The 24,564-nt window shown below is 65.0% G+C and carries 21 protein-coding genes; 11 read left to right on the forward strand and 10 right to left on the reverse strand.

Features of this window, described 5'->3' with window-relative positions:
* Positions 1-118 precede the first annotated feature (118 nt).
* Complete coding sequence (locus XH91_RS09180; protein ID WP_128950292.1) at positions 119-1,399, reverse strand: multidrug effflux MFS transporter; 1,281 nt, start codon at positions 1,397-1,399, stop codon at positions 119-121.
* Positions 1,400-1,699: 300 nt separating this feature from the next.
* A complete protein-coding gene (locus XH91_RS09185; RefSeq protein WP_128950293.1) occupies positions 1,700-3,529 on the reverse strand; it encodes an aminopeptidase P family protein in 1,830 nt (609 codons plus the stop codon).
* Between the two features lie 185 nt (positions 3,530-3,714).
* On the opposite strand from XH91_RS09185, the gene XH91_RS09190 reads away from it, so the two are divergent.
* Positions 3,715-3,894: a hypothetical protein gene (locus XH91_RS09190; RefSeq protein WP_128950294.1), complete on the forward strand. Its 180-nt coding sequence runs from the start codon at positions 3,715-3,717 to the stop codon at positions 3,892-3,894.
* A 96-nt stretch (positions 3,895-3,990) separates the two neighbouring features.
* On the opposite strand, the gene XH91_RS09195 is transcribed toward XH91_RS09190, so the two are convergent.
* Positions 3,991-4,878, reverse strand: a complete 888-nt coding sequence (locus XH91_RS09195; RefSeq protein WP_128950295.1) for a 50S ribosomal protein L11 methyltransferase — start codon at positions 4,876-4,878, stop codon at positions 3,991-3,993.
* Positions 4,879-5,037: 159 nt separating this feature from the next.
* On the opposite strand from XH91_RS09195, the gene XH91_RS09200 reads away from it, so the two are divergent.
* Entirely contained in the window at positions 5,038-5,193 is a 156-nt protein-coding gene (locus XH91_RS09200) for a Flp family type IVb pilin (protein ID WP_128954778.1), read from the forward strand.
* A gap of 324 nt (positions 5,194-5,517) precedes the next feature.
* Here XH91_RS09200 and XH91_RS09205 read toward each other — a convergent pair whose 3' ends face one another.
* Complete coding sequence (locus tag XH91_RS09205; RefSeq protein WP_128950296.1) at positions 5,518-7,125, reverse strand: phytoene desaturase family protein; 1,608 nt, start codon at positions 7,123-7,125, stop codon at positions 5,518-5,520.
* A gap of 166 nt (positions 7,126-7,291) precedes the next feature.
* Between XH91_RS09205 and XH91_RS09210 the strand changes: the two genes are divergently transcribed.
* A complete protein-coding gene (locus tag XH91_RS09210) occupies positions 7,292-9,574 on the forward strand; it encodes a spermidine synthase (protein WP_128950297.1) in 2,283 nt (760 codons plus the stop codon).
* Positions 9,575-9,709: 135 nt separating this feature from the next.
* Here XH91_RS09210 and XH91_RS09215 read toward each other — a convergent pair whose 3' ends face one another.
* On the reverse strand, positions 9,710-10,648 hold the full coding sequence (locus XH91_RS09215; protein ID WP_245477292.1) for a glycerophosphodiester phosphodiesterase: 939 nt from the start codon (positions 10,646-10,648) through the stop codon (positions 9,710-9,712).
* A 196-nt stretch (positions 10,649-10,844) separates the two neighbouring features.
* Between XH91_RS09215 and XH91_RS09220 the strand changes: the two genes are divergently transcribed.
* Together XH91_RS09220 and XH91_RS09225 are read left to right on the forward strand one after the other, a co-directional pair.
* Complete coding sequence (locus XH91_RS09220; protein WP_128950299.1) at positions 10,845-14,033, forward strand: CHAT domain-containing tetratricopeptide repeat protein; 3,189 nt, start codon at positions 10,845-10,847, stop codon at positions 14,031-14,033.
* Positions 14,034-14,087: 54 nt separating this feature from the next.
* On the forward strand, positions 14,088-15,353 hold the full coding sequence (locus XH91_RS09225) for a hypothetical protein (protein ID WP_128950300.1): 1,266 nt from the start codon (positions 14,088-14,090) through the stop codon (positions 15,351-15,353).
* Between the two features lie 2 nt (positions 15,354-15,355).
* On the opposite strand, the gene XH91_RS09230 is transcribed toward XH91_RS09225, so the two are convergent.
* Entirely contained in the window at positions 15,356-16,141 is a 786-nt protein-coding gene (locus XH91_RS09230; protein ID WP_164933986.1) for a L,D-transpeptidase, read from the reverse strand.
* A gap of 306 nt (positions 16,142-16,447) precedes the next feature.
* Between XH91_RS09230 and XH91_RS39355 the strand changes: the two genes are divergently transcribed.
* Positions 16,448-16,771 carry a hypothetical protein gene (locus XH91_RS39355; RefSeq protein ID WP_128950302.1) on the forward strand — a complete coding sequence of 108 codons (324 nt, stop codon included), beginning with the start codon at positions 16,448-16,450 and terminating at the stop codon, positions 16,769-16,771.
* A 50-nt stretch (positions 16,772-16,821) separates the two neighbouring features.
* On the opposite strand, the gene XH91_RS09245 is transcribed toward XH91_RS39355, so the two are convergent.
* On the reverse strand, positions 16,822-17,583 hold the full coding sequence (locus tag XH91_RS09245) for an ABC transporter permease (RefSeq protein ID WP_128950303.1): 762 nt from the start codon (positions 17,581-17,583) through the stop codon (positions 16,822-16,824).
* Positions 17,580-18,503 carry an ABC transporter ATP-binding protein gene (locus XH91_RS09250; RefSeq protein WP_128950304.1) on the reverse strand — a complete coding sequence of 308 codons (924 nt, stop codon included), beginning with the start codon at positions 18,501-18,503 and terminating at the stop codon, positions 17,580-17,582. The genes XH91_RS09245 and XH91_RS09250 overlap by 4 nt, the downstream gene beginning before the upstream one ends.
* 275 nt (positions 18,504-18,778) lie before the next feature.
* Between XH91_RS09250 and XH91_RS09255 the strand changes: the two genes are divergently transcribed.
* The 4 genes from XH91_RS09255 to tnpC all read left to right on the forward strand — a co-directional run bounded on the left by XH91_RS09255 (position 18,779) and on the right by tnpC (position 22,153).
* Positions 18,779-19,498 (forward strand): hypothetical protein, encoded by a 720-nt coding sequence (locus XH91_RS09255; RefSeq protein WP_128950305.1) that lies wholly within the window; start codon positions 18,779-18,781, stop codon positions 19,496-19,498.
* Between the two features lie 217 nt (positions 19,499-19,715).
* Positions 19,716-20,111 (forward strand): IS66-like element accessory protein TnpA, encoded by a 396-nt coding sequence (tnpA, locus tag XH91_RS09260; RefSeq protein WP_128957938.1) that lies wholly within the window; start codon positions 19,716-19,718, stop codon positions 20,109-20,111.
* A 23-nt stretch (positions 20,112-20,134) separates the two neighbouring features.
* Positions 20,135-20,455: an IS66 family insertion sequence element accessory protein TnpB gene (tnpB, locus tag XH91_RS09265; protein WP_430644539.1), complete on the forward strand. Its 321-nt coding sequence runs from the start codon at positions 20,135-20,137 to the stop codon at positions 20,453-20,455.
* A 45-nt stretch (positions 20,456-20,500) separates the two neighbouring features.
* Positions 20,501-22,153, forward strand: a complete 1,653-nt coding sequence (gene tnpC / locus XH91_RS09270) for an IS66 family transposase (RefSeq protein ID WP_128950307.1) — start codon at positions 20,501-20,503, stop codon at positions 22,151-22,153.
* 51 nt (positions 22,154-22,204) lie between these two features.
* Here tnpC and XH91_RS09275 read toward each other — a convergent pair whose 3' ends face one another.
* Both XH91_RS09275 and XH91_RS09280 read right to left on the reverse strand, forming a co-directional pair.
* Positions 22,205-23,056, reverse strand: coding sequence for an alpha/beta fold hydrolase (locus tag XH91_RS09275; protein ID WP_128950308.1), 852 nt, complete (start codon positions 23,054-23,056; stop codon positions 22,205-22,207).
* 70 nt (positions 23,057-23,126) lie between these two features.
* Entirely contained in the window at positions 23,127-23,822 is a 696-nt protein-coding gene (locus XH91_RS09280) for an alpha/beta fold hydrolase (protein ID WP_128950309.1), read from the reverse strand.
* 139 nt (positions 23,823-23,961) lie between these two features.
* Between XH91_RS09280 and XH91_RS09285 the strand changes: the two genes are divergently transcribed.
* Positions 23,962-24,564, forward strand: coding sequence for a CGNR zinc finger domain-containing protein (locus tag XH91_RS09285; RefSeq protein WP_128950310.1), 603 nt, complete (start codon positions 23,962-23,964; stop codon positions 24,562-24,564).

Raw genomic sequence — 24,564 nt, forward strand, 5'->3', positions numbered from 1 at the left:
CTGACCGGGCGATCCAGTACTCCCAGGCGGCTGTGATGGAGTCGAGTCGAGACGCCGCGGCGTACTGGATCCCCCGCTTTCACGGGGGATGACACCGTGATTGTGGACGCACGACGCCTCACATCATCCCCGTCTCTTCTCCCTCCGCCTGCTCGATCAATTCCTCGCTCACCATGATCTCCCGGCGCGGCACGACGAAGATCATCATGCAGGCGCAGAGCAGCGAGATCGCGAGCACGGCCGAGGTCAGCGGCAGCGTCGTTGCGGAGTGGCCGCCGAGATAGGCGCCGAATTGCGACATCAGCGCGCCGATGCCCTGTTGTAGAAAGCCCATTGCGCCCGATGCGGTGCCCGCGGCCTCTGGGCGGATGCTGATGGCGCCCGCAGCAGAGTTCGCCATCACGAAGGCATTGCCGACCATCACGATCATCTGCGTGCCGAACAGCCAGCTTGGCGCCTCGTTCCAGCCGGCGAAACTCCAGAGCAGGTTCAAGAGGCTGCCGCAGAGTTGCAAGGACAGGCCAAACCAGATCAGCTTTTCCAGCGAGTGCCGCGGCGCAAAGCGCACGCAGAGCAGATTGCCGACGAGGTATGCGAAGCCCGTCGTCGCGAACCACGCGCCGTATTCGGCGCTGGTCCGGCCCATCTGCGTCACCACGATGTAGGGGCCGCCGCCGGCGAAGGTGAAGATGATTTGCGAGGCCAACACCTGGCACATCACATAGCCGATGAAGGCGCGGCTCTTGATCAGGCTGCGGACGTCGCTGCGAAAACCGCCGCTGCCGACCGCGCGGTCGCGCCGCGTCTCCGGCAGCGCGATTGCGATGCCGACGGCAACGGCGACCGCGCCGAACGTCACGGCGTAGAAGATCGCGCGCCAGCCGAATGCGGTCTCGATCAGGCCGCCGGTCAGCGGCGAGACCATCTGGCCGATCATGAGGGCTGCGACCACGAGGCTGATCATGGAGGCGACACGGTCGCGCTCGTAGATGTCGCGGATGATCGCGCGGCTGATCACCATGCCGGAGGCGCCGCCGAGCGCCTGGAAGAAGCGTGCGGCGATCAATTGCGGCAGGGTCTCGGCGAAGATGCAGGCGACGCTCGCCGCGACCATCAGCGCAAGGCCGCCAAGCAGCACCGGACGACGGCCGAACTTGTCCGACAGCGGTCCCATGGTGAGCTGCGACAGCGCGATGCCGACCATGTAGAGCGACACCGTCATCTGCGCGATCGAGATGTCCCGCCCGAACGTCGTCGCCAGCACGGGCAGTGCCGGAACCAGAATGTAGAGCGAGATCGGCGCGATCCCGGTCATCACGACCAGCAGCAGCAACACCAGGCGCGAGGTCGCGATGTTCTTGGTCGCCGCGTCCTGCGGTCTGCTGATCATGCCGTGCATGCGTGTCCGTCTTTCGAAGTCGAATCGGACTGTAGCGTGGTCGCACAAGACGGATATCGGCGTTTCGGAATGCGGCTATACGGATTTTGGGACGGTCGAAATAACAGCGCCATGGTGAGGAATTGGGGCGTTGCTCGCGCCACTATGACGGTGTCATTCCCCGCGAAAGCGGGGAATCCAGTACGCCGCGGCCTTTCCGCATACGTCTGCTGTCTCTGGAATACTGGATGCCCCGCCTTCGCGGGGCATGACAGTTATCGTGGGGAAAGAGCCTTGCGCAAAGCGCGTGGTGCCATGCGCCTACGGCTTCAGCTCCGCCGTGGCCTGTTCCAGCCAGGCCTTTGTCGTCGCATCCAGCGCCGGCCCCACTTCGGCGCGGACGCGCGCGTGGTAGGCGTTGAGCCAGGCAAGCTCCTCGCGGCTGAGCATGGCCGCGTCGATCAGCCGGCGGTCGATCGGCGCCAGGGTCAGCGTCTCGAATGCGTTCATCGATTTCTCGGCGCCCTTGATGTCGGCGGCAACCACCAGCTCGAGGTTCTCGATGCGGATGCCGAAGCCGTCGGTCTTGTAATAGCCGGGCTCGTTGGAGAGGATCATGCCGCGCTTCAGCGGCGTGGTGCCGAGCTTCGAGATCCGCGCCGGGCCTTCATGCACACTGAGATAGCTGCCGACGCCGTGGCCGGTGCCGTGCTCGAAATCGACGCCGGCGGCCCAGAGATATTGCCGCGCCAGCGTGTCGAGCTGCGCGCCGGTGGTGCCATCAGGGAAGACCGCGCGCGCGATCCCGATATGGCCGCGCAGCACGCGGGTGAAGCGGTCACGCATCTCCTCCGTCGGCTCGCCGATCGCCATGGTGCGGGTAACGTCGGTGGTGCCGTCTTCATATTGCGCGCCGGAATCGATCAGCAGCAGATCGCCGGGCACGATCCGCCGGTTGCTCTTGCGGGTGACGCGGTAATGCACGATGGCGCCGTTCGGTCCCGTTCCTGAGATGGTCGGGAACGACACGTCTTTCAGGGCGCCGGTGTCGCGACGGAACGTTTCCAGCGCCTCGACGGCGTCGATCTCGGTGAGCTTGCCGCTTCCTGCCTCGCGATCGATGAAGGCGAGGAAGCGCGCCAGCGCGATGGCGTCGCGCCGGTGCGCCGTCTGCGTGCCCTTGATCTCGGTCGCGTTCTTGACGGCCTTGAGCAGCGCGATCGGATCGCTGCCGCGCAGCGGCTTGCCGCCGCCATCAGCGATCAGGCGGCTCAGCGCGTCGGCCGCGGTGGCGCTGTCGAGCGCGATCGTCGCGCCGCTTTTGGCGAGCGCCATCAGCGTCGGCGTCAGCGCGTCCGCCTCGCGCACATCGGCCGATTGCTCGAGATGGTCGCGCGTCACATTGGAGAGCTTGCGGTGGTCGATGAACACGGTCGGACGGCCGACCTTGGGCACCAGCGCGTAGGACAGCGGCAGCGGCGTATGCGCGACGTCGGCGCCGCGGATGTTGAAGGTCCAGGCGACCGCATGGCTGTCCGACAGCACCAGCGCGTCGGCGCCCAGCTTCTCGATCTCGGTCTTGATCTGCACCACCTTCTCGGCCTCGGCGATGCCGGCATGTTGCAGGCCGTGGATCGCGACCGGCGCGACCGGCGGTTGCGGCCGGTCCTGCCAGACCGCATCGATCGGATTGCTGTCGACCGCTACCAGCTCGGCGTCGACCTTGGTGCAGGCGGCGGAGAGGCGCTCGGCTGCTGCAAAAGTGTGCAGCCACGGGTCAAATCCTAGGCGATCGCCGGGTTTGAGATGCGCGGAGACCCAACTCTCCGGCGGTGGATCGATCAGCGATTCCACCGCCCACGCCTTGGCGTCGACCTGCTTGGCCGCCTGGATCGTGTAGCGGCCGTCGACGAAAACAGCGGCTTCCTGGGCCAGCACCACGGCAAGCCCCGCTGAGCCGGTGAATCCGGTCAGCCAGGCGAGCCGCTCTTCAGAGGGCGCCACATACTCGTTCTGCTGCTGATCGGCGCGCGGAACGACAAAGCCGGTCAGCTTGCGGCGGGCGAGTTCTTCACGGAGCGCAGCCAGACGCGCCGTCAATGCGACGCCGGCCTCGGGCTCCTCGAATGTCTGGAAGTGTGCTTCGAACATGGCTCAGTTTAGAATCATGGCGATCAGTCCGCAATGTAGACGCAATTGCCCTCTCATCTGGCATGGACTGTGCTTGAAAATGTTCCATTCGAATTGAGTGGAGTAATGGATGCGGCAGTTGCGCTTCGTCCGGATAACAGGGAAGTTCGAGCAAGTGGTTCATCTCAACGGCGAGGGGACACACGATGCCAGCGTTCACCTTTGAGAAGATTTCGCCGCCGGTGCGCCGCGCGCCGGCTGCAACGACGCCGAAGAAGCCGCGCGGCCTCATCAGCCAGATGATCGACCGTTTCGCCGAACGCCGCGCCAGGCGGCTCTCGCGGGGCGATCGCACGACCAGCCGGGACGACAAGCCTGCGGAGTAGCGCGGCATCGACGCTGCCGTAGAGTGGTCTAGCCGAATGCGTGACCCACCATTTTGATGCGACATGCGTTGGCGGATTACGCTTCGCTAATCCGCCCTACGACACCTTCCGCAACAACAGACTGCTCCAGCCCTCGATCCGCAGATGCCGGAGCGGCACCAGGCCACGTGCGCGGTAGGCCGCGATCACGGCGGGGGCCTGGTGGTTCAACAGGCCGGAAAGGATGACGCGCCCGCCCGGCACCAGATGCCGGGCCATGGGGCCGGCCAATTGCCGTAGCGGATTGGCCAGGATGTTGGCCAGCACCAGGTCGAACGGGCCGCATCTGGCAAAGTCCGGTGCGGCGAAGCCGGTCGCCCGGATGGCCCGCACATATTGACCCACTTCGTTCAGGGCCGCGTTCTCGGCCGCGACGCGCACCGAGGGCGCGTCGATGTCGGAGGCCAGCACACTCAGATGCAGCGCCTTGGCGGCCGCGATCCCCAGCACGCCGGTCCCGGTGCCGAGGTCGAGCACGCGCTTGGGTCGCGCATGCTTCAGGACATGGTCAAGCAGAAGTAAACAGCCGCGCGTGGTCCCGTGGTGTCCGGTACCGAAGGCGAGCGCCGCCTCGATCTCGATCGCGAGCTTGTTTGGCGCCACGCGGTCGCGGTCGTGACTGCCATGGATGACGAAGCGTCCGGCCGGTACCGGCACGAGATCCTCCAGGCACGCCTTGACCCAGTCCTTGGCCTCGACGGTGTCGAATTCAAGCGTGGCGGCGATGTCATTTCCTGCTGAAGTTGCAACGAGTTCGCGGAGCAATTCGTGGTCCGGCGCCTCGGCAAAATGCAGTGTGACATCCCATTGTCCGTCCGGCCGTTCGAAAGCGGCGACCGCGGCATCGCCCTCGAAAAACACCTCCGTAAGCACGTCGACGACACGCCTGGCAGCCGCCTCGTTGCCGATTGAAAAGCTGGCGCGATGGGTGGGCAGGGGCTGCATGGAAGGGTTCCGTTGAGTTCAATTTGGGGAACTTTTGTTCCCAATTTTCCGCATAACTTGCGGTTCCCAGATTAACTGGACCGTAGGTTGTGCTCCGTAGATTTCCTGAGGTCCAACCAACTCAGTTCGGCATCGAAATGGAGGCGAATCTTGAAGCACATGATTTCCAAGTTCTGGTCCGATGAATCAGGCGCGACTGCGATCGAATACGGTCTGATCGCGGCCGGTATCGCGCTGGCGATCATCACCGTGGTGAACAGCCTGGGCACCACCATGAACGACAAGTTCGGTTCGATTAGCAGCTCCTTGAAGTAATTTCTGCCTCCATTTCCCAGCGGGGCCAGTTTCTTCTTAGACGGCTTTTTCGACGACCGCCCGCTGGGGAGTTGCCCCCTGGCGGGCGTTGTCGTTTTGGCGAGCAAGCGAGGCTGACATCGCCGCCTGTGCCCACAACTTGTCCGCTCGCGATCATGAAGCCTTCCACCGGCTTGTCCGGGGTCTATCCAGTCCCTTCTCCACAGCATGATCCCCGGTTATCCCCGGCGGTCGCGGCAGGATCCCACCGCTTCACCACAGCCCTGGCAACAGACTTGCCAACAAGCCGCCGACAGGCCTGTCCACAGCCCGTCCACAGACTTATCAACGGCTTGCGAACAGGCTGCGGTGATCCCGCAAGATCGCCTGTGCCGCGTTATGGCCGGGGGCGCCGGTGACGCCGCCGCCGGGATGGGCGCCCGAGCCGCAATGGTAGAGGCCCCTCACGGGTCCCCGATAATCGGCATGGCCCAGCATCGGCCGCGCCGAGAACAGCTGGTTCAGCGTCAGTGCGCCGTGGAAGATGTCGCCGCCTAACAGGCCGAACTGCCGCTCGAGATCGAGCGGGGACAGGATCTGGCGACCGAGCACGCTTCCCGCAAAGCCCGGCGCGTAACTATCCACCGTCGCGATCATGAGATCGGCGACCTCCTCGCGGTGGTCGTCCCAGGACTTGCCGTCAGGGAGTTCCGGCGCGACGTGCTGGCAGAACAAGCTCGCCACGTGTTGCCCCGCGGGCGCAAGCGTGTCGTCGAGCGTCGAGGGGATCAGCATCTCGACGATCGGTTGCTTACTCCAGCCCTGCGCCCGCGCGTCGAGCCAGGCACGGTCCATATAGCCGAGATCAGGCGCCAGGATGATGCCGGAGGTGAGGTGATCGCCATCGCCCGGCAGCGCCATGAAGGAGGGCAGGCGGTCCAGCGCCACGTTCATGCGAAACGTGCCGGAGCCGTTCTTCCAGTTGCGAATGCGGGCGAGGAAATCCTGGGGCAGCGCATCGGCCGCGACCAGCCGCGTGTAGAGCAGCTTAGGATTGACGTTCGCAGCCACATATTTTGCGCGAATGGCCGTGCCGTTCTCCAGCACCACGCCGACGGCGCGGTCGCGCTCGACGATCACCTCGCGCACGCCGGCATCAAGGTCGATCGTGACGCCGCGCGCGCGCGCCGCCCGCGCCATCGCCTGCGTGATCGCGCCCATGCCGCCGATCGCGTGGCCCCAGACGCCCTTCTTGCCGTTCACCTCGCCAAAGGCGTGATGCAGCATCACATAGGCCGAGCCGGCCGCATAAGGGCTCGCATAATTGCCGACGATGGCATCGAAGCCGAACAGCGCCTTGACGAGATCGTGCTCGAAGCGTTCGTCCAGCATCTCGCCGGCCGAGCGGGTGAAGAGATCGAGCAGGCTGCGGCTTTGCTCCAGCGTCAGGCCGCGCAGGATATTGGCCGTCGCGAGCGCATTCGTGGCCTCGCGGATCGCGCCGAGGCCAAAACTGTCGAGCAGGTTCGGCGGCGCGCGCAGCACGAACTGTCGCAGCACGTCGGCGATGTCCTCGAGATCGCGCGAAAATCCGTCGAGCGCATCGGCGTCGCGCGCGCTGAGCCGCGCAACCGACGCTTTGGTCCGGCCCTCGCCGGTGAGGAGATAGCTTCCATCAGGTGCGGGCAGAAAATTCTGCGCGCGCCGTTCGACGACGCGCAAGCCTTGTTCTGCAAGTCCGAGGTCGCCGACGACCTGCGGATTGAGCAGGCTCACCGTGTAGGCCGCGACCGAGTTGCGAAAGCCCGGATGAAACTCCTCCGTGACAGCGGCCCCGCCGACCACCTTGCGGCGCTCGACAACATGCACGCGCAAGCCCGCCATCGCGAGATAGGCCGCGCAGGTGAGGCCATTATGGCCAGCGCCGATGATGACGACGTCGGTTTCGGTCATGATGTTCCTGGCGTCATGTCGGGTTCTACGCCACGCGTCGCCCCGCAATGACGTTCTATATCAGGCATTCCTCGCTGCAACATCACGAGACCATTTATTGCCGGTTCAGGCGCGGTGTGCTCCATTGCACCCGGCCGGCGCCCGCCGGAGGTAAGCCGGAGCTTCCATGGATTCGATCGTGCAACCCGCCGCTACGGAGCAGCCGTCCGCCTCGCGCAACCGGCTGCTGCTGACGGTCTACACCGCCGCGATCTTCGTCAGCGCGCTCCTGCTGTTCTCGGTGCAGCCGCTGTTCACGAAAATGGTGCTGCCGCGGCTCGGCGGCTCGCCGGCGGTGTGGTCGGTGGCGATGGTGTTCTTCCAGTCCTTGCTGCTGGCGGGCTATGCCTATGCGCATCTGCTGATGCAGGTGAAGAACCGCGTGGTTCCGGTCGTGGTGCATCTTGCGTTGCTGATCGCAGCCTTCATCACGCTGCCGCTCGGCATTGCCAGTGGCTATGGCGAGCCGCCGGCGTCGGGCTACGCATTCTGGCTGCTCGGGCTGTTCGTGATGTCGATCGGGCTGCCGTTCTTCGCACTCGCTGCCAACAATCCGCTGCTGCAGGCATGGTTCGTCCGTACCGGCCACCCGGATGGTCACGATCCGTACTTCCTCTATGCGTCGTCCAACATCGGCAGCTTCCTCGCGCTGCTGTCCTATCCCTTTCTGCTGGAGCCGATGTTCACGCTGCATACGCAGAACCGGCTCTGGACCGGCGGCTATGGCCTGCTGATCCTGCTGATTGCCGCCTGCGGCGTTCTGCTGCTGCGCTCGCCGACGGTTGCGCTGGCCGATGTGCGGACCGGCGACGCGAATGCGCCGGCGCCAGGCATCGTGACGCGGCTGCGGTGGATCTTCCTCGCGGCAGTTCCGTCGGGCCTGCTCATCGCAGTCACCGCGCATATCTCCACCGACGTCGCGGCGGCGCCACTCTTGTGGGTGCTGCCACTGTCGCTTTACCTCCTGACCTGGGTGGTGGTGTTCCAGTCGCGGCCGCTCTTGCCGCACAAATGGATGCTGATGCTCCAGCCGGCGGCGATCGCGGGCGTCGTCATCCTGCTGGCTTTCGGCGGCGAGCAGAATCTGCTGCTGACGCTCGGCGGCCATCAACTCTGCTTCTTCATCATCGCGATGGCCTGCCATGGCGAATTGGCGCGGACGCGGCCGGCCGCAAAGTATCTGACCGGCTTCTATGTCGCGCTGTCGTTCGGCGGCATGGTCGGAGGCCTGTTCGCCGGCCTCGTCGCGCCCTTCACGTTCTCCTGGATCGCCGAATATCCGATTTTGGTCGCGCTCGCGGCGCTGTGCCGGCCCTCGGCGAACGAGCGTCTCGCGGGCATCGTGAAATGGTATTGGTTGACGCTGGCCGTGCTCGCGGTCGCGCTGGTTGCGCCGTCCTACACGACGGGCGGGCTCTCGACCTGGCTCGAGGATCAACGCGTCTGGGTCGCCGGCGCCGTCGGCGTGCTGGCAGCGCTGCTGGCGCTCGTGCTCAATGCCGGCCGCTGGAAGATCTTTGCCACGGTCGCGCTGGCGCTGGCCTTGACGCGGATCTATCCGGCCGACGAGGGCCGCGTCACCACGGTGCGCAGCTTCTTCGGCGTGCACAAGATCGTGGAGACCCCTGGCGGCTATTTCCATGTGCTGATGCACGGCACCACGATTCACGGCGCCGAGCGCTTCCGCAACAATGACGGCACGCCGGTCACCGGCCGACCCGAGCCGATCACCTACTATCACCGGGATGGCGGCATCGGTCAGGCCATCACCGCGATCCGCGAGCGCAAGGGCGCGCCGTTGAAGGTCGCGGCGATCGGCGTTGGATCAGGCACGCTCGCCTGCGCCGCCGAGCCCGGCGAGGACTGGAAATTCTTCGAGATCGACCAGTCCATGGTGGATGCGGCGCGCGACCCGAAGAATTTCCGCTACATCTCGAGCTGCCTGCCGGATTTGAAGCCGGTGATTGGTGATGCGCGCCTCACCTTCGCAAGAGAGCCCGACGGCGTCTACGATCTCATCATTGTCGACGCCTATTCGTCGGATGCGATCCCGATTCATCTGGCGACAGAAGAGGCGATGAAGATCTACAAGGACAAGCTCGCCCCGCACGGCGCCGTGGTGATGCACGTCTCCAACCGCCATCTCGATCTGGAGCCCGTCGTGGTCGGCATCGCAGATGCCAACGATCTCAAGAGCTGGGTCTACGACGAGGATTCGGGCCGCGATGCCGACTACATCTTTTCCACCGACGTCGTCATCTCCGCGCGCGAGGCCGAGGACGTCGGCAAGCTGGCATCCTCCAAGCAATGGGAGGAGACCGAGCCCGATGAGAAGGTGCGGGTCTGGACCGACGACTATTCCAACATCTTGGGCGCGCTATACCGGCGCTTGCGCTACGGGGAGCAGTAAGCTCGGTGCCCCGGACGCAGCGCAGCGCTTCTTCAGCGGTGCGCTGCAGAGCCGGGGCCCATGTCTGCTGGGTCCCGGCTCTGCGTCGCGTCATTTCATGCCGCGCCGCGTCCGGGACACGAGATCATCCAAGGCCTACGGCTGGACCGGCGTCCCCGCCGGCAGCGCGATGCCCTTCTCGCCGGCGACCTGCCGCAGCAGATCCGGCCTGTCCGAGATGATGCCGTCGACGCCGAGCTCGATCATCCGGGCCATGTCTTCGGGCTTGTTGACGGTCCAGACCACGACGCGCAATCCCAGCGTATGGGCCTCAGCGACGAGCGCCCCGGTCACGTCACCGAAATAGGGCGACCACACCGCACCGCCCGCGGCCTTGATGGTGCGCGGCAGCGAGCCGCCGTGATCGGCCGGGTTGAAGCCTGCCGTCCAGCTGGTGGCCTTGTCGAGAGCGTTGGTCGGTGCCGAGCCACGCTGGAGCGTCAGGTACACCGTCGGAATTTTCGGGGCCTGCTGCTGAACGAGCAGCAGCGTCCGCCAATCGAACGACTGGATCATGACGCGGTCGGAGAATTTTTCGTCCGCGGTCACCCCGAGCAGCTTCGAGACGAAAGCCTGCGGCCCCAGCGATTGATCCGGATGATCCGGATCGATCTTGGTCTCGATGTTGAAGCGGACGCGCTCGTTGCCGGATTTGCGCACCAGCGCGAACAGCTCTTTCAGCGTGGGAATGCGCGTCCCCGGCACGGCGCGCTGGTCGGGGAACTGTTTGGCGTAGGCGCTGTCTGGCCGGATCCGGCCGACGTCATAGGTCCTGACGTCGGCGAAGCGCAGCTTGACGAAGGGCGTGCCGGGTGCCGCGACGTAGGTGCCATCAGCATCCCGCGCGAGATCGGGATTGAGCCCGCGCTCATGCGACACGACCACCTCGCCATCCGAGGTCACGCCGACGTCGAGCTCGAGCGTGTCCACGCCCATCGTGAGGGCGTTGGCGAAGGCCGGCAGGGTGTTTTCCGGCAGCAGCGCCCGTCCGCCGCGATGCGCCTCGAGATCGAACGCCATCGCCTTGTCGGTCATGGCTTGTCCTGTCGTGAGAACCGAAAGCACGGTCAGAATTGTCGCAACACGTGACGGCATCAGGGCTCGCAGCGCAAGTGAAAAGAAAAAGCATATGAAATCTTTGCTGCGTTCGTCCAGTCCAGTGGTCGACAGGGATAGCCGGCGCCCTTATCCTCCCAAGATTGCCATTCGACGCGCGTGACGGAATTTTCGCATGAGACGCGCTCCCTTGTTCGTCGCATTCTTGCTCGCGGTCCTGGCTTGCGGACCAGCCTCCGCCCAGCGCGGCAATGATTTCGATGCGCTGCTCGCGCAGATGAATGCGGCGACGCAAGCGGGGCATTGGGCCGAGGGCCTGGTTGCCGCGCAGAAACTGGAAGCCATGGTGCGCCGCCGCCAGGGCGCGGACAACATGAATTATGCCGGCGTGCTGCATAACGAAGGCATGTTCCTGCACAATCTCGGGCGCTATCCCGAGGCCGTCGACAGGCTGAATGCCGCGCTCGCCATCAAGCTTCGCAACAACGACGTCGCCTCGATCCTGCGCACCTCCAACCTTCTGGTCGGGTCGCTCGGCATGCTCGACCGGCGGGCTGAGGCGACGACGGTGGCCGAACGGGCGCTGGCGCTCGGCACCGGCGCGTTCGGTGCCGGCGACGTCCGTCTCTCCGATACGCTGGCCGCGCTCGGCGGATTGGAGCGTGACAAGGAGAACTACAAGGAAGCGGCCGGGTATTTCGAACGCGCGCTTGCCGGCCTGCAGGCCGCCGACGCGCCGCCGCTCGATGTTGCTTCCGCCCTGGACAATCTCGGCGATGTCTACGGCTTGCAGGGGCGCTTCGACGACGGCGAGCATCTGCTGAAGCAAGGAATCGAGCTGCTCGACCGCAACTTTGGCGGCAATGCAGAAGCCGCACCGAACTATGACAAGATGCTCAACGATCTCGGCAACCTCGATCTCGATGCCGGGCATCTGTCCGACGCCGAGGCCGTCATGCGGCGCGCATTGGCCATCGCGCGGGCGCGCAGCGGCGAGGCGCATCCGAACGTCGCGGCTACCATGGGCAATCTTGCGACCGTGCTGGAACACGAGGCGCGGTACGCCGAGGCCGAGAAGCTCTACCAGCAGACGCTGCAGGCCTACGAGCGGATCTACGGCCCCAACCATCCGACCACGGCGATCGGGCTGAACAACCTTGCCAACGTCTATTCGGCACAGGGCAAGAACGACGCGGCCGCCGGCGTCCAGGAGCGCGCGCTCGCGATCGACGAGAAGGCCTTTGGCCCCGATAGCCCCGATGTCGGACGCGCCCTCAACAATCTCGCCAACACCTATGCCAGCCTCGGGCGCAATGACCAGGCCCTCGGCCTCTACCGCCGCTCGCTCGCGGTGATGGAGCGCAAATTCGGCGAAGGCAGCGGCGCGAGCGCGCTGGCGGCGGGCTCGCTCGGACAGGCCTTGATGCAGGCCGGCAAGACGGACGAGGCCAGGCCCTATCTGGTGCGCTGTCTCGAGATCGACGAGCGCGTGCTCGGCGGAGCGCATCCCCAACTGATCAAGGATCTGCGCGCTGTCGCGCTGCTCGACCTCAAGACGGGCAATTTGACCGAGGCGCGCAGCCTGCTCGGGCGCGCGCTGGCGATTGCCCAAGACAAGCTCGGGCCGCGCCATCAGGACACGATCGCAACCCTGATCAATCTCGCCGACGTCGATCGCCGCGAGGGCGAATGGGCCGACAGCCTGACGCGCCTGCGGCTCGCCGCCACCGCGCTCGACGCACAGCGAAATGCGCAATTCACTCGTTTCACCGAGCTCGATCCCTGGCTGATCGATGCGATCTGGCGCGTTGCGGACGGCAAGCCCGACGTCGCGGCGAGGGATGAAGCCTTCGGCGCCGCACAGCGCGCGCATGAGACCAAGGCGGGCGCCGCGCTGGCGCAGATGGCGGCCCGCTTCGGCGCCGGCAACGATGCCATCGCGGGTTTGGTCCGCCGGCAGCAGGATCTGAAGGCGAGCGTCGATACGCTCGACAAGCGCATCACATCCGAGCTTGGGCAGGCGGACGGAAAGCGCAACGATCAGCTGATCGCGAGCCTGCGCGCCCAAGCGGCGCAAGCGCAGAAGTCGCTTGACGACGCCACGACCCAGCTCGGGCGCAGCTTTCCGGCCTTTGCCGAATTATCCAATCCGCAGCCGCTGTCGATCGCGCAAACGCAGACGTTGTTGAAGCCGGATGAAGCGCTGGTGACCTTCATCGCGCTCGGCGACAAGACCTATGCTTTCGCAGTCACACATGAGGCCAGCGCGCTCCGACAGGTCGCACTCGGCGGCCGCGAGATCAACGACCGCGTCGCTCATCTGCGGCAGGGGCTCACCGATCCGGAGGCGGCGCAATCCTCGTTCGACCTCGATGCGTCGTTCGATCTCTACAACGCCCTGTTCGGCCCGATCGCCGCCGATATCGTCGGCAAGCCGAAACTGTTGATCGTCCCTGCGGGCGCACTGACCAGCCTGCCGTTCCAGGTGCTGGTGACGAAGAAGCCCGATGGCGCCGCCGCCGACCGATACAGGCGGGCCGCGTGGCTGCTCAACGAGCGTGCCGTCACGGTGCTGCCTTCGGTGCCGAGCCTGCGTGCGCTGCGCAACTTTGCCAGGGACTCGCGTGCGCAAAAGCCGTTCATCGGCTTTGGTGATCCTGTATTGCAACGCTCGCCCGGCGACAAACGCGCGGGACGCAACGTGCAGCCTTATCAGAGCTATTATGAGGGCTCCGCTGTCGATCTCGAGCGCCTGCGTACCGGCCTGCCGGCGCTGCCGGAGACGGCGGGCGAGCTCCAGGCCGTTGCGAAGGCGCTCGGGGCTTCGCCGCAGGATGACGTCAAGCTCGGCGCCGCCGCGACCGTGACCAACGTCAACCAGCTGCCGCTGGACCAATACCGCGTCGTCGATTTCGCCACCCACGGGCTGGTCGCGGGTGAGGTCAACGGCCTCAGCGAACCCGCGCTGGTGCTGACGCTGCCGGACCGGCCAACCAGCGATGACGACGGCCTGCTCACCGCAAGCCGTGTCGCAAAACTCAAGCTCGATGCCGACTGGGCGGTGCTATCGGCCTGCAACACCGCCGCGGGCGATGTGCCCGGCGCTGAAGGCCTTTCGGGTCTCGCGCGCGCTTTCTTCTATGCCGGCGCGCGGGCGCTCCTGGTTTCGCACTGGCCGGTCGATTCCGATGCGGCGGTGCGCCTGACCACGGGTACGTTCTCCGAGCTCGCCGCGCATCCCGGCATCGGCCGCGCCGAGGCGTTGCGGCGGTCGATGAAAGCCCTGATTGCGGATCGGTCGTCACCGCGCAACGCCGATCCGGCCGTGTGGGCGCCGTTCGTGCTGGTCGGCGGGGGCGGTTGACGTCGGCCGGGGAAAGCCGAAACTGGTCGTCAAAAAAGACCGGGAGCTACGCAGATGCGGCTCATCTTCATCGCAACCATGGCGGTTCTGATGGTTGGACAGGCGGCGGCCAAGGACGTGTTGTCGGGCGCAAGTCTCTACGCCGATGTGGCGCGCTATGCCTCGTTCGGCCTGCACCGCTTCGGCTCGTCAGGCGATCGCGCGACCGCCGACTGGATCGCGGGCGAGCTCTCTGAGGCCGGCTACGCGATCAAGTTCCAGCCCGTCGTGCTGGGCCGGCAATATGTCGTGGAGCGGGCCAGCGCGGAAGCGGCAGGCACGGCGGTCGAGGCGACACCGTTCTGGTGGCCGCCGGAGGACAAGGCCGGCTTCCACCTGTCGGCGCCGCTCGCCCGCGATGGCGATGTCGCCGGGAAGATTCTTTGGCTCGAGCTGCCGTTCGATCGCGGCGCCTATCATGGTCCGGCCCATCGAGCGGCGATCAGCGAAGCCGCGGCCAGGAAGCCCGCCGCCATCCTGCTGATGATCGGCAATCCCGCCGACGATCGCTTTGCCTACAACGTCACGCAGGAGGACGCGCCCTGGCCGGTGCCGGTGATGGTGGTCGGCGCCAAGGCGCGGGCGACGTTCGAGCGCGCGCTCGCATCGAGCGCGCCCGTCACGTTCGACGTTTCAGGTCATTACGAGCGCAGTGTGTCGGGCCGCAATGTCATCGCCGAGATGGGCGTCGGTCGCGGGCCGACCCTCGTGGTCTCCACGCCCATGACCGGTTGGTACTCGTGCGTCTGCGAGCGCGGTCCCGGCATCGCCAATTTCCTGGCGCTGGCGCGCACTGCCGCGGCGGAGAAATGGCAGGCGCATTTCGTCTTCATCGCCACCGCAGGTCACGAGATCGGCCATGGCGGCATGGAGCTGTTCCTGAAGGACGGTGCGCCTTCGCCAAGGCAGACGTTGGCCTGGGTTCACTTCGGCTCGTCGAACGCGTGCTATGCCTTCGCGGAAGGCGCTCGCACCAACAGGCCGGAGGAGGAGCGCTATCTGGTGCTGAGCAAGTCAGCCGTTGCGCTGACCGACGAGGCCTTCGCCGGGGTCGCGGCCAAACGCCTGGTGGCGGAGAAGCAGGCAGTCGGCGAGCTGCGCGACGTCCATGCGGCTGGCTACGCCAACTTTCTCGGCATGGCCGGCCGCCATCAAACCTTTCACACGCCTGCGGATGATCTCGGCGCAACCGGACCCGACATCCTCGAGCCGGTCGCGCGCGCCTTCGTCGATGCTCTCAGGACAATCGTTGAACGCGGCGACTCCGCGTTCAAGCAATAGCGTCAGTTCTGATAGAAGTAGTTGCGCGGCTGATAATACTGACGCGGCTGCGGCTGATAGTAGCCCTGCTCCTGGCCATACGCCTGGCCGTAATTCGGGTCTGGTTGAGGCAGCTGCTGGTAGACCTGCGCGCCATAGGGGCGGGTGATCGGGCGCGGCGCGGGATAGCGCGCGCCCGTGTCGCTGCCGTCCGCGGGATAGATGTAGTTGTCGTCCTGCTGGATGTAGCGCCGCGTGGGCTGCATCGGCGGCGTCAGACTGACGGGATCGCCCGAGGTGGCGTATTGCTCCGCGGCCGGCTGCTGGGCGCGGGCCACGGCGTTGCTGGCGCGGCCGCGGGGGTTGCGAGCCAGTGCGACCTGCGCCGAGCCGGTCAGCGTCACCGTTGTATTGAGCACGCCTTGCTCCTGCACCAGCGCGTAGAGCGTCGAAGCGTTCTGACGCGACAGCCGCACGCAGCCATGCGAAGCGGGGGTGCCCAGCCGTCCGACCGAGTCGGTGCCGTGGATGGCGTGCCCGACCTTGGTGAAGAAGATCGAGTGCGGCATCGGCGCGTCGTCGAATTCCTTGGAGAAGTGATCCTCTTCCATGCGGAAGGCACGGAAGGAGCCGTTCGGCGTCTCGCGCGAGGGAATACCTGTCGACACCGGCCAATGGTACCGGGTCACTCCGTCGACCACGACGGTCATCTGTTGATTGTCCTTGTCGACGGTAATGTCGACCTTGGCCTGCGCGGTGCCCGCGCTCAAAAGCATCAGCGAAGTGAACGCAATGAAAAAGGAACGCATCTGACGTCTGGCCTCCGGCCTGTTCACCGCGGCTCTCCGTCCCCGGCATGCACTATGCCTGCAATCCGGCTTTCGTTCCAGCGGCCTGCCAAGCTTACCTTCCTGCCATCGTTAACGCGATGCCGGGCGTAAGCAAGGCCGCTTTGTGCCGCGCATGTCCCGGCGGTGCTGACATTTTCGCGAGCGGACGTGCGTTCACATCGCCGACAATTCGTCACAAAGGCGCAACCATTTGGCCGCCTCACGCGTTGATCGTGACCTACCAGACAGGCGGCGTTCACCGCCGTTCATTTCCGGGGACTCAAGATGAACAAAGCCCGTATCGCCGCCGCGCAGCTGCCGGCGGGTCGACCCGTTCGCCTGCTTTTCGCGGGCGCTGCCGTCCTTCTCGCCCTGGCTTGCGTGCCACAGGCCAGCCACGGCCAGGGCATCGTGCGTGGCGCCCAGGAAGGGTCCTATCAAGGTAACAGGATCGCCGGTCCGGTAGGCGGTGCGGTCGGAGGCGTCGTCGGAGCCGGTGTTGGTGGCGCTGTGGGCGCCGTAGACGGCATCCTGGGCATTCCGTACCACGGCCGCCGCCATTGTCGCGGCTACTATGACGGCTATCACCACTTCCGCTGCTACAGGTGAGCAGCTGCGGTCATTCCGGGGCGCGCGCAGCGTGAGCCCGGAATGACAATTTAGTTCTTCAGCCGATACCCGGTGCGGAAGATCCACCAGATCACGGCGAGACAAATCGCCAGGAACGCGACCGTCATGCCGATGCTGACGGACACGCTGACGTCAGCGATCTCGTAGAAGCTCCAGCGGAAGCCCGAGATCAGATAGACGACCGGGTTGAGCAGCGCCAGCGTGCGCCAGGTCTGCGGCAGCATGTCGATGGAATAGAAGCTGCCACCGAGGAAGGTCAGCGGCGTCACCACCAGCATCGGGATCATCTGCAGCTTTTCGAACCCGTCGGCCCAGATGCCGATGATGAAGCCGAACAGGCTGAACGTCACTGCTGTCAGCACCAGGAAGGCCAGCATCCAGACCGGATGATGGATGTGCAGCGGCACGAACAGGCCGGCGGTGGCGAGAATGATCAGGCCCAGAATGATCGACTTGGTCGCGGCGGCACCGACATAGCCGAGCACGATCTCGAAATAGGAGATCGGTGCCGACAGGATCTCGTAGACGGTGCCGGTGAATTTCGGGAAGTAGATGCCGAACGAGGCGTTGGCGATACTCTGTGTCAGCACCGAGAGCATGATCAGGCCCGGCACGATGAAGGTGCCATAGCTCACGCCCTCGACCTGGCTGATGCGCGAGCCGATCGCGGCGCCGAACACCACGAAATAGAGCGAGGTCGAAACGACCGGCGAGACGATGCTTTGCAGCAGCGTACGCCAGGTGCGCGCCATTTCGAACAGATAGATGGCGCGGATGGCGCGGTGGTTCATGACGTCCTCACGAGGTCGACGAAGATGTCCTCGAGCGACGATTGGGTCGTGTCGAGATCGTTGAAGCGGATGCCGGCCGTGCGGAGGTCGCTGAGCAGGCTGGTAATACCGGTGCGCTCGCCCTTGGTGTCGTAGTCGTAAATCAGCGTCGCGCCGCCGTCGCAGAGGTCGAGCTTGTATTGGCTGAGGCTCTCCGGCAGCGCGCCGAGCTTGCCTTGCAGATGCAGCGTCAGCCGCTTCTTGCCGAGCTTCTGCATCAGGGTGGTCTTGTCCTCGACCAGCACGATCTCGCCCTTGTTGATGACGCCGATGCGGTCGGCCATCTCCTCGGCTTCCTCGATGTAATGCGTGGTGAGGATGATGGTGACGCCGGATTGCTGAAGCGTGCGGACCACCTCCCACATGCCCTTGCGCAGCTCGACGTCGACGCCGGCGGTCGGCTCGTCGAGGAACAGGACCTGCGGCTCGTGCGAGAGTGCCTTCGCGATCATCACGCGACGCTTCATGCCGCCGGAGAGCGTGATGATCTTGTTGTCCTTCTTGTCCCAGAGCGAGAGGTCCTTGAGCACCTTCTCGATATGGGCGGGGTTCTTCGGCTTGCCGAACAGGCCGCGGGAGAAGCTCACGGTCGCCCACACGCTCTCGAAGGCGTCGGTGTGCAATTCCTGCGGCACCAGGCCGATCAGCGATCGCGCCTTGCGGTATGAGGTCTGGATATCCTCGCCGCCGACCAAAACCTTGCCTTCGCTCGGATTGGCGATGCCGCAGATGATCGAGATCAGCGTGGTCTTGCCGGCCCCGTTGGGACCGAGCAGCGCGAAGATCTCGCCGCGCTTGATGTCGAGATTGACGTTCTTGAGTGCCTTGAAGCCGGACCCATAGGTCTTCGACAGGTTGGCGACGGAAATGATGGAGGACATGAGGGGCCGCTAGGGGTGGGGATGCACCGGAGCCTGGACCCTGGCGGGCCGTCCGGCGGACCCCCGAAATAGGAATGGCCTTGCCCGGCCGCAATCGCCTGGAGAAAAATGGTCCCAAAAGCGGCCCTTCGGTGGTAGCTTTCGGGCAGGTGTTGCGCGATGGTCACGGATTGCGGCGAAGATCGCCGTTCACGCGGCTCTTTGTTGCGTCTGCGAGCAGGCCGAGGCTACGATTCCGGCCAATCGCAAAGCGTATGTCCCCAGGGAAAACATCAATGAGACTGAACGGCCGTCACACCGCCGGTGCAAGCCAGTTGCCCGCCCTCTGCGTCTGGGCGATCTGCCTGCTCCTGCTGTCAGCTGTTGCCATGAGTCCGGCCCCCGCCAGGGCGGCGCCGAGCCAGGCGGCTGCAACGACACACGTCTATCTGCTCCGCGGCGTGCTCAACATCTTCTCGCTCGGGCTCGACACGATCGGCGCAAGGCTCGAGGCGCAGGGCATCCCGGTGACCGTTGCGAACTTCGTGTCCTGGTCCTCGCTCGCCGATGAAGCCGCGACCGCCTACAAGGCCGGCCGCCTCAAGACCATCGTCCTGGTCGGCCATTCGTCCGGCGCAACCGCACTGCCCGACATGATCGCCAAGCTCAACCATCTCGGCGTTCCCGTGAAGCTCGCGATCGGCCTCGACTCCGTATTCAAGACCAAGCTGTCGACGGGCGCCGAGCGCTACATCAACATCTATATCGGAGACGGTCCTGGCGAACCGGTCCGCGCCGCCAACGGTTTCCACGGCAAGCTCGACAATGTCGACGTGCGCGGCAGCGGCGTCGGCCACATCACCATCGACAAGAACGAGGCGATCCAGCGCCGCGTTATCGCCGAGATCGACGCCGCGATCGCCCGCTCGCGCGGTCCGGCTGCTCCGGTTGTCGGAGCCGGCCCAGCACCGCGAGCGGCGCGCTCGGCGGCGGCAACGGCGCCGGCGAGGAACTGAGGCCTAACGACGTCAAGGGCCGATCTGATCGTGCCGCCGCCGACTTGATTGTCGACGGCGGCATTGTCTTGTCCGCGCCGCCGTGACGCCGCGGCCGCGCGCGGGCTATGCGAGGAAGGCGCGGATGGCCTCCGCGATCGTACGCCTACGAGGAAGGCCGCCTTGTTTGACGGAGGCGAACGCTGCAGGTCCTAGGGGTAATCCTAGGAGAAGCGCTATGACGATTTCGAGGGCGGAGGTGATCACATCGGTCGAGCGGCGGCGCCGGTGGTCGCAGGATGAGAAGGAACGGCTTGTTGCAGCGTCGCTCGAGACCGGTGCCAATGTTTCCGAGGTGGCTCGCGTGGCCGGGCTTCATGTGAGCCAGCTGTTCAGGTGGCGTAAGGAGCTTTGCAAGCATGGTGAAGCGAGTGTAGCGCCGTTCGTGCCTGTCGAGACCGGGCCGTCTATGCCGCCGCGGGAGGTTGCCGAAGTGCCATTGGCGCCGGCGCGTCGGCGGAAGAGCCAGGGCATCATCGAGATCGACCTTGGTAGTGGGCACCGCATCCGGGTCGATGGCGATGTGGACGGAGACGCGCTACGTCGCGTTCTCGATGCTTTGGTCCGCCGATGATCCCGGTTCCGACTGGCGCGCGAGTGTGGCTCGCGACCGGCTACACGGACATGCGCCGAGGCTTTCCGTCGTTGGCTCTCCAAGTGCAGGAGGTGCTGCGCAAGGACCCGCTTAGCGGTCATTTGTTTGTCTTCCGCGGTCGCCGCAGCGATCTTGTGAAGCTGATCTGGCACGATGGCCAGGGAGCATGCCTTTTTACCAAAAGACTCGAGCGAGGAAGGTTCATCTGGCCATCGGTTGCAGGCGAAGCAGTGACGATCTCGTCGGCGCAATTGAGCTATCTGTTGTCCGGAATCGATTGGCGCACCCCGCAAGAAACCCAGCGTCCGACGCGGGTCGGATAACGGTTTTGGGTTTGAATCTGCCGCTCGATCTGATTCAATGGCTCCATGATATCGAAGCCGGACGACCTCCCGTCGGACCTTGTCAGTGCGCTGGCCGCGCTGCAAGCCGAGCGTGAGGCACGGCTACGAGCCGAAGCGATGGCTGCCAGCGCACAGGCGGAGCTGTCGGATAACGCGGCGCTGATCGCGCATCTCGAGCTACGGATCGAGAAGCTCAAACGCGAACTGCACGGGCAGCGCTCCGAGCGCACGGCGCGCCTGATCGAGCAGTTGGAATTGGAGCTCGAAGAACTCGCCACCACGGCGAGCGAGGATGAGCTTGCCGCGCAGGCCGCAGCGGCGAAGACGCAGAACGTCCGCCCCTTCACGCGCAAGCGGCCGGTGCGCAAGCCATGGCCGGACGACATAGAATGCGAACGCGTCGTCATTGAGGCTCCCACGACCTGTGCCTGCTGCGGCGGATCGCGGCTGGCGAAGGTCGGCGAGGATGTGACCAAGACGCTGGAGGAGATCCCGCGTCGCTTCAAGGTCATCGAGACGGTGCGCGAAAAGTTCACCTGCCGCGATTGCGAGAAGATCAGCCAGCCGCCTGCGCCGTTCCATGCCACGCCGCGCGGCTTCATAGGCCCACAACTGCTGGCGACGATCCTGTTCGACAAGTTCGGCATGCATATCCCGCTCAACCGCCAGAGCGTGCGATTTAAGGCCGAGAGGATCGATTTACCGCTGTCGACGTTGGCCGACCAGGTCGGCCACGGGACCTTCGCCGTCATGCCGCTGTTCCAGCTGATCGAGCACCATGTGCTCGCGGCCGAGCGCCTTCATGGGGACGACACCACCATCCGCATCCTGGCGAAGGGCAAGTGCACGACCGGCCGGATCTGGACTTATGTGCGGGATGACCGGCCGTTCGCCGGGCCTGCGCCGCCGGCGGCGGTTTACTACGCTTCGGGCGACCGTCGCGGCGCACACCCCCAGAAGCATCTGGCCACCTTCACCGGTATCCTACAGGCGGACTGCTACAGCGGCTTTGAGCCCCTGTTCGACCCGCAGAGGAAGGTTCTACCGATCGCGCCGGCATTTTGCCTGGCCCATGCGCGGCGGGGCTTCTTCGAGTTGGCTGACATCGAGAAGAATGCTCGGGAAGGCAAGAAGGGCAAACCGGTCTCTCCGATCGCGCTGGAGGTGGTCAAGCGTCTCGACGCCCTGTTCGAGATCGAGCGCGCCATCAACGGCCGAAATGCCGACGAGCGGCGTGCCGTGCGCCAGGAGAGAAGCAAGCCGCTTCTTGAAGACATGCATGCCTGGTTGCTGCGCGAGCGCGAAACCCTCTCGCACTCTTCCGAGGTCCTGAAGCCGATCAACTACATGCTCAGGCGTTGGGAGGGCTTCGCCCGCTTCCTCGACGATGGCAGGATCTGCCTGACCAACAATTGTGCTGAGCGCGCATTGAGAGGTATCGCATTGGGAAGGCGCAACTGGACCTTCGCCGGCAGCCAGCGTGGTGCCGACCGTGCCGCCATCATGCTGACGATGATCACGACCTGTCGTCTCAATGACGTCGATCCCAAGGCCTGGCTCGCCGACGTCCTCGCCCGGATCGCCGATCTTCCCACATCGCGGCTGCACGAACTGCTGCCCTGGGAATGGAAGCTCCTGCGCCAAGCCGATAAGCCAACCGATCAGCAAGCCGCCTGACCTTCACCCAACGCCATCATAGACCCCGCCGTGCCCGCGCGCATCCGTCAATCAGGCGGTCTTCGTCGTATGCGTACCCGCGATCTCCCTTGCGTGCGTTTCCAGCGCGAAATGTCCGGTGTCGAGGAGTTTCACCACCGCGTTCGGATTGTCGCGCTTGTACGCTTCTGCGCCGGGCGGGATGAAGAACGGATCGTTCTTGCCCCAAACCGCAAGGATGGGCGGCTTGTGCTTGCGGAAATAGTCCTGGAAGGCGGGATAGAGCGCAACGTTACTCTTGTAGTCGCCGAACAGGTCGAGCTGCACATCGTCCGAACCAGGGCGCGCCAGGTAGAAATTGTCGAGGTTCTGGCCGTCAGGTGACACGGCCGCCGGATCGGGGACGCCATGCGTATACTGCCAGCGTGTCGTCTCCGGTGTGAGAAATCCGCGAAGCGCCTCGCGATTGGCGGGCGAGGGGTCCTGCCAATAAGCCTTGATTGGCGTCCAGCCGTCGCTGAGGCCTTCTTCATAGGCATTGCCGTTCTGCGAGATGATGCCGGTGATCCTTTCAGGATGGCTGAGCGCGAGCCGGAAACCGGTCGGCGCGCCATAGTCGAAGACGTAGATCGCAAAACGGTCGAAGCCGATCACCTCGGTCAAGCGCTCGATCACGCGCGCGATGTTGTCGAAGGTGTAGCTGAAGGTTTCGCGCGAAGGCATGTCCGACTGGCCGAAGCCGGGAAGGTCGGGCGCGACGATGTGAAACTTGTCCGCCAGCAGCGGGATCAGGTCGCGGAACATGTGGCCTGCGCTCGGGAAGCCGTGCAGCAATAGAAGCTTCGGCGCGCCCGCGCGGCCGGCTTCGCGATAGAACACCTTGAAGCCGTCGACGTCGGCGGTGCGGTAGGTGGTGGAGGTCATGATAGTCTCCCTTACTGTGATTGCTGTGCTGCCCTGACGAGATGCGATCCGATGCTCGCGCGGTGGCGCGCTACGTGCCACTCGCCGCGTGCACTGCGTCGCGAATGATGTCGGCGACCGCCCCGGGCGCGGTGACGCCAGGGGTGTGATCGACGGCGAGGGTGCGGATGTTCGCCTTCATGCGCTCCGCCATGAAGCGCTGCGTCTCCGGAACGATCATGCGGTCCTGCTCGGCAATCAAGAACCAGCTCGCAACGTTCCTCCAGAGCGGGCGCCCCGCCGGGACGGTGATGCAATTCAACGAGATCGGCCGCTGAACGGCGGCGAGCACGGCATGATCTTCTGCGGTCGCGTTCTGCGCGAAGGCAGCGGCGAAGGCATCTGCGGGCAACCAGATCAGGCCATTGTCGTCGGGCGCAAGCTTGGGGGCCTGTGGGTGCGGCGGCAGGCGATAGAACACGTCCGCAACCTTCTCGCCTTCGTCAGGCGCCAGCGCCGCCACATAGACGAGCGCCTTCACGCGCTCAGGGCGTGCGAGGGCGATCACTGCACCGGCATAGGCGTGTCCCGCGAGTACGATCGGACCATTGGTGCGATCCAAACTCCGGTTGAGCGCGGCGACATCGTCCGCGAGCGAAGTCAGGGGTAGCGGCGCGGCCTGCGCCCTGATGCCCTCGCCGGCGAGAGCCGTAATGACCCGCGCCCAGCTCGACCCGTCCGCCCATGCGCCGTGGGCCAGGACCACCGTGACGTCGCTCTCGGCCATCGCCGCCTCCAAAGTAACCTATCTGGTTATAGTTGATTGGTTACAGCTAGGCTGAGTAACTTGTCAATATGCATTTTACAGGTTATATGCGCGTTTGTGTCCGGCTGGGGAGCCACACGTGCAAAACAGACCGCCTGCCATGTTCATCGCCGACTCGGTCGGTCTCGATTTCCTCAATTCGATCGCGACGCCGGTCGATACGCCCGTCGACTGGATCGACGATGGCGACGGGCTGATCGATTGGCTGGCGCAGGCGAAGCTCGTGCCCATGGACGAACTGGAGGCGCTGAGCGCGCGCGCCAGGCCAGGCGAGTTGGACAAGGTCGCGTATCAAGCGCGGGCGTTGCGCGAATGGTTCAGGGGATTTGTCCGAACGCACGCGGGAAGGCCGCTTACCGAGACGGCTCTGAAGGAGCTCGGTCCGCTCAACAGCCTCCTGGAACAAGACGAGGTATTTAGCCGGATCGAACCGCGGCATGACGGCGGCCATCATGGTCTCGCGTTGCGGACGACGCGGCGGTGGCGATCATCGGGGTCGCTGCTGTTGCCGATCGGTGAGGCGATGGCGAAGTTCGTCTGCGACGAAGACTTTTCCGATGTGAAAGCCTGCGAGGGACACAACTGCACGCTGCTGTTCGCCGACCACACCCGCCGCCGCGCGCGACGATGGTGCACTATGGCTGTCTGCGGCAACCGCGCCAAACAAGCGGCGCATCGGAGCAGGCTCAAGAGCCGTCAGTAA

Origin of the sequence: Bradyrhizobium guangzhouense (genome assembly GCF_004114955.1) — a bacterium.
In the GTDB taxonomy this organism is placed as follows: Bacteria; Pseudomonadota; Alphaproteobacteria; order Rhizobiales; family Xanthobacteraceae; genus Bradyrhizobium; species Bradyrhizobium guangzhouense.

Coding starts and splice junctions, on each gene's coding strand:
- XH91_RS09200 (WP_128954778.1), top strand. CDS start 5,038: ATGATTTCCAAGTTCTGGTCCGATGAATCAGGCGCGACTGCGATCGAA.
- XH91_RS09285 (WP_128950310.1), top strand. CDS start 23,962: ATGTTCATCGCCGACTCGGTCGGTCTCGATTTCCTCAATTCGATCGCG.
- XH91_RS09195 (WP_128950295.1), bottom strand. CDS start 4,878: ATGCAGCCCCTGCCCACCCATCGCGCCAGCTTTTCAATCGGCAACGAG.
- XH91_RS09215 (WP_245477292.1), bottom strand. CDS start 10,648: ATGACCGACAAGGCGATGGCGTTCGATCTCGAGGCGCATCGCGGCGGA.
- XH91_RS09190 (WP_128950294.1), top strand. CDS start 3,715: ATGCCAGCGTTCACCTTTGAGAAGATTTCGCCGCCGGTGCGCCGCGCG.
- tnpC (WP_128950307.1), top strand. CDS start 20,501: ATGATATCGAAGCCGGACGACCTCCCGTCGGACCTTGTCAGTGCGCTG.
- XH91_RS09225 (WP_128950300.1), top strand. CDS start 14,088: ATGCGGCTCATCTTCATCGCAACCATGGCGGTTCTGATGGTTGGACAG.
- XH91_RS09275 (WP_128950308.1), bottom strand. CDS start 23,056: ATGACCTCCACCACCTACCGCACCGCCGACGTCGACGGCTTCAAGGTG.
- XH91_RS09230 (WP_164933986.1), bottom strand. CDS start 16,141: ATGCGTTCCTTTTTCATTGCGTTCACTTCGCTGATGCTTTTGAGCGCG.
- XH91_RS09250 (WP_128950304.1), bottom strand. CDS start 18,503: ATGTCCTCCATCATTTCCGTCGCCAACCTGTCGAAGACCTATGGGTCC.
- XH91_RS39355 (WP_128950302.1), top strand. CDS start 16,448: ATGAACAAAGCCCGTATCGCCGCCGCGCAGCTGCCGGCGGGTCGACCC.
- XH91_RS09185 (WP_128950293.1), bottom strand. CDS start 3,529: ATGTTCGAAGCACACTTCCAGACATTCGAGGAGCCCGAGGCCGGCGTC.
- XH91_RS09245 (WP_128950303.1), bottom strand. CDS start 17,583: ATGAACCACCGCGCCATCCGCGCCATCTATCTGTTCGAAATGGCGCGC.
- XH91_RS09210 (WP_128950297.1), top strand. CDS start 7,292: ATGGATTCGATCGTGCAACCCGCCGCTACGGAGCAGCCGTCCGCCTCG.
- tnpA (WP_128957938.1), top strand. CDS start 19,716: ATGACGATTTCGAGGGCGGAGGTGATCACATCGGTCGAGCGGCGGCGC.
- XH91_RS09220 (WP_128950299.1), top strand. CDS start 10,845: ATGAGACGCGCTCCCTTGTTCGTCGCATTCTTGCTCGCGGTCCTGGCT.
- XH91_RS09280 (WP_128950309.1), bottom strand. CDS start 23,822: ATGGCCGAGAGCGACGTCACGGTGGTCCTGGCCCACGGCGCATGGGCG.
- XH91_RS09180 (WP_128950292.1), bottom strand. CDS start 1,399: ATGCACGGCATGATCAGCAGACCGCAGGACGCGGCGACCAAGAACATC.
- XH91_RS09205 (WP_128950296.1), bottom strand. CDS start 7,125: ATGACCGAAACCGACGTCGTCATCATCGGCGCTGGCCATAATGGCCTC.
- XH91_RS09255 (WP_128950305.1), top strand. CDS start 18,779: ATGAGACTGAACGGCCGTCACACCGCCGGTGCAAGCCAGTTGCCCGCC.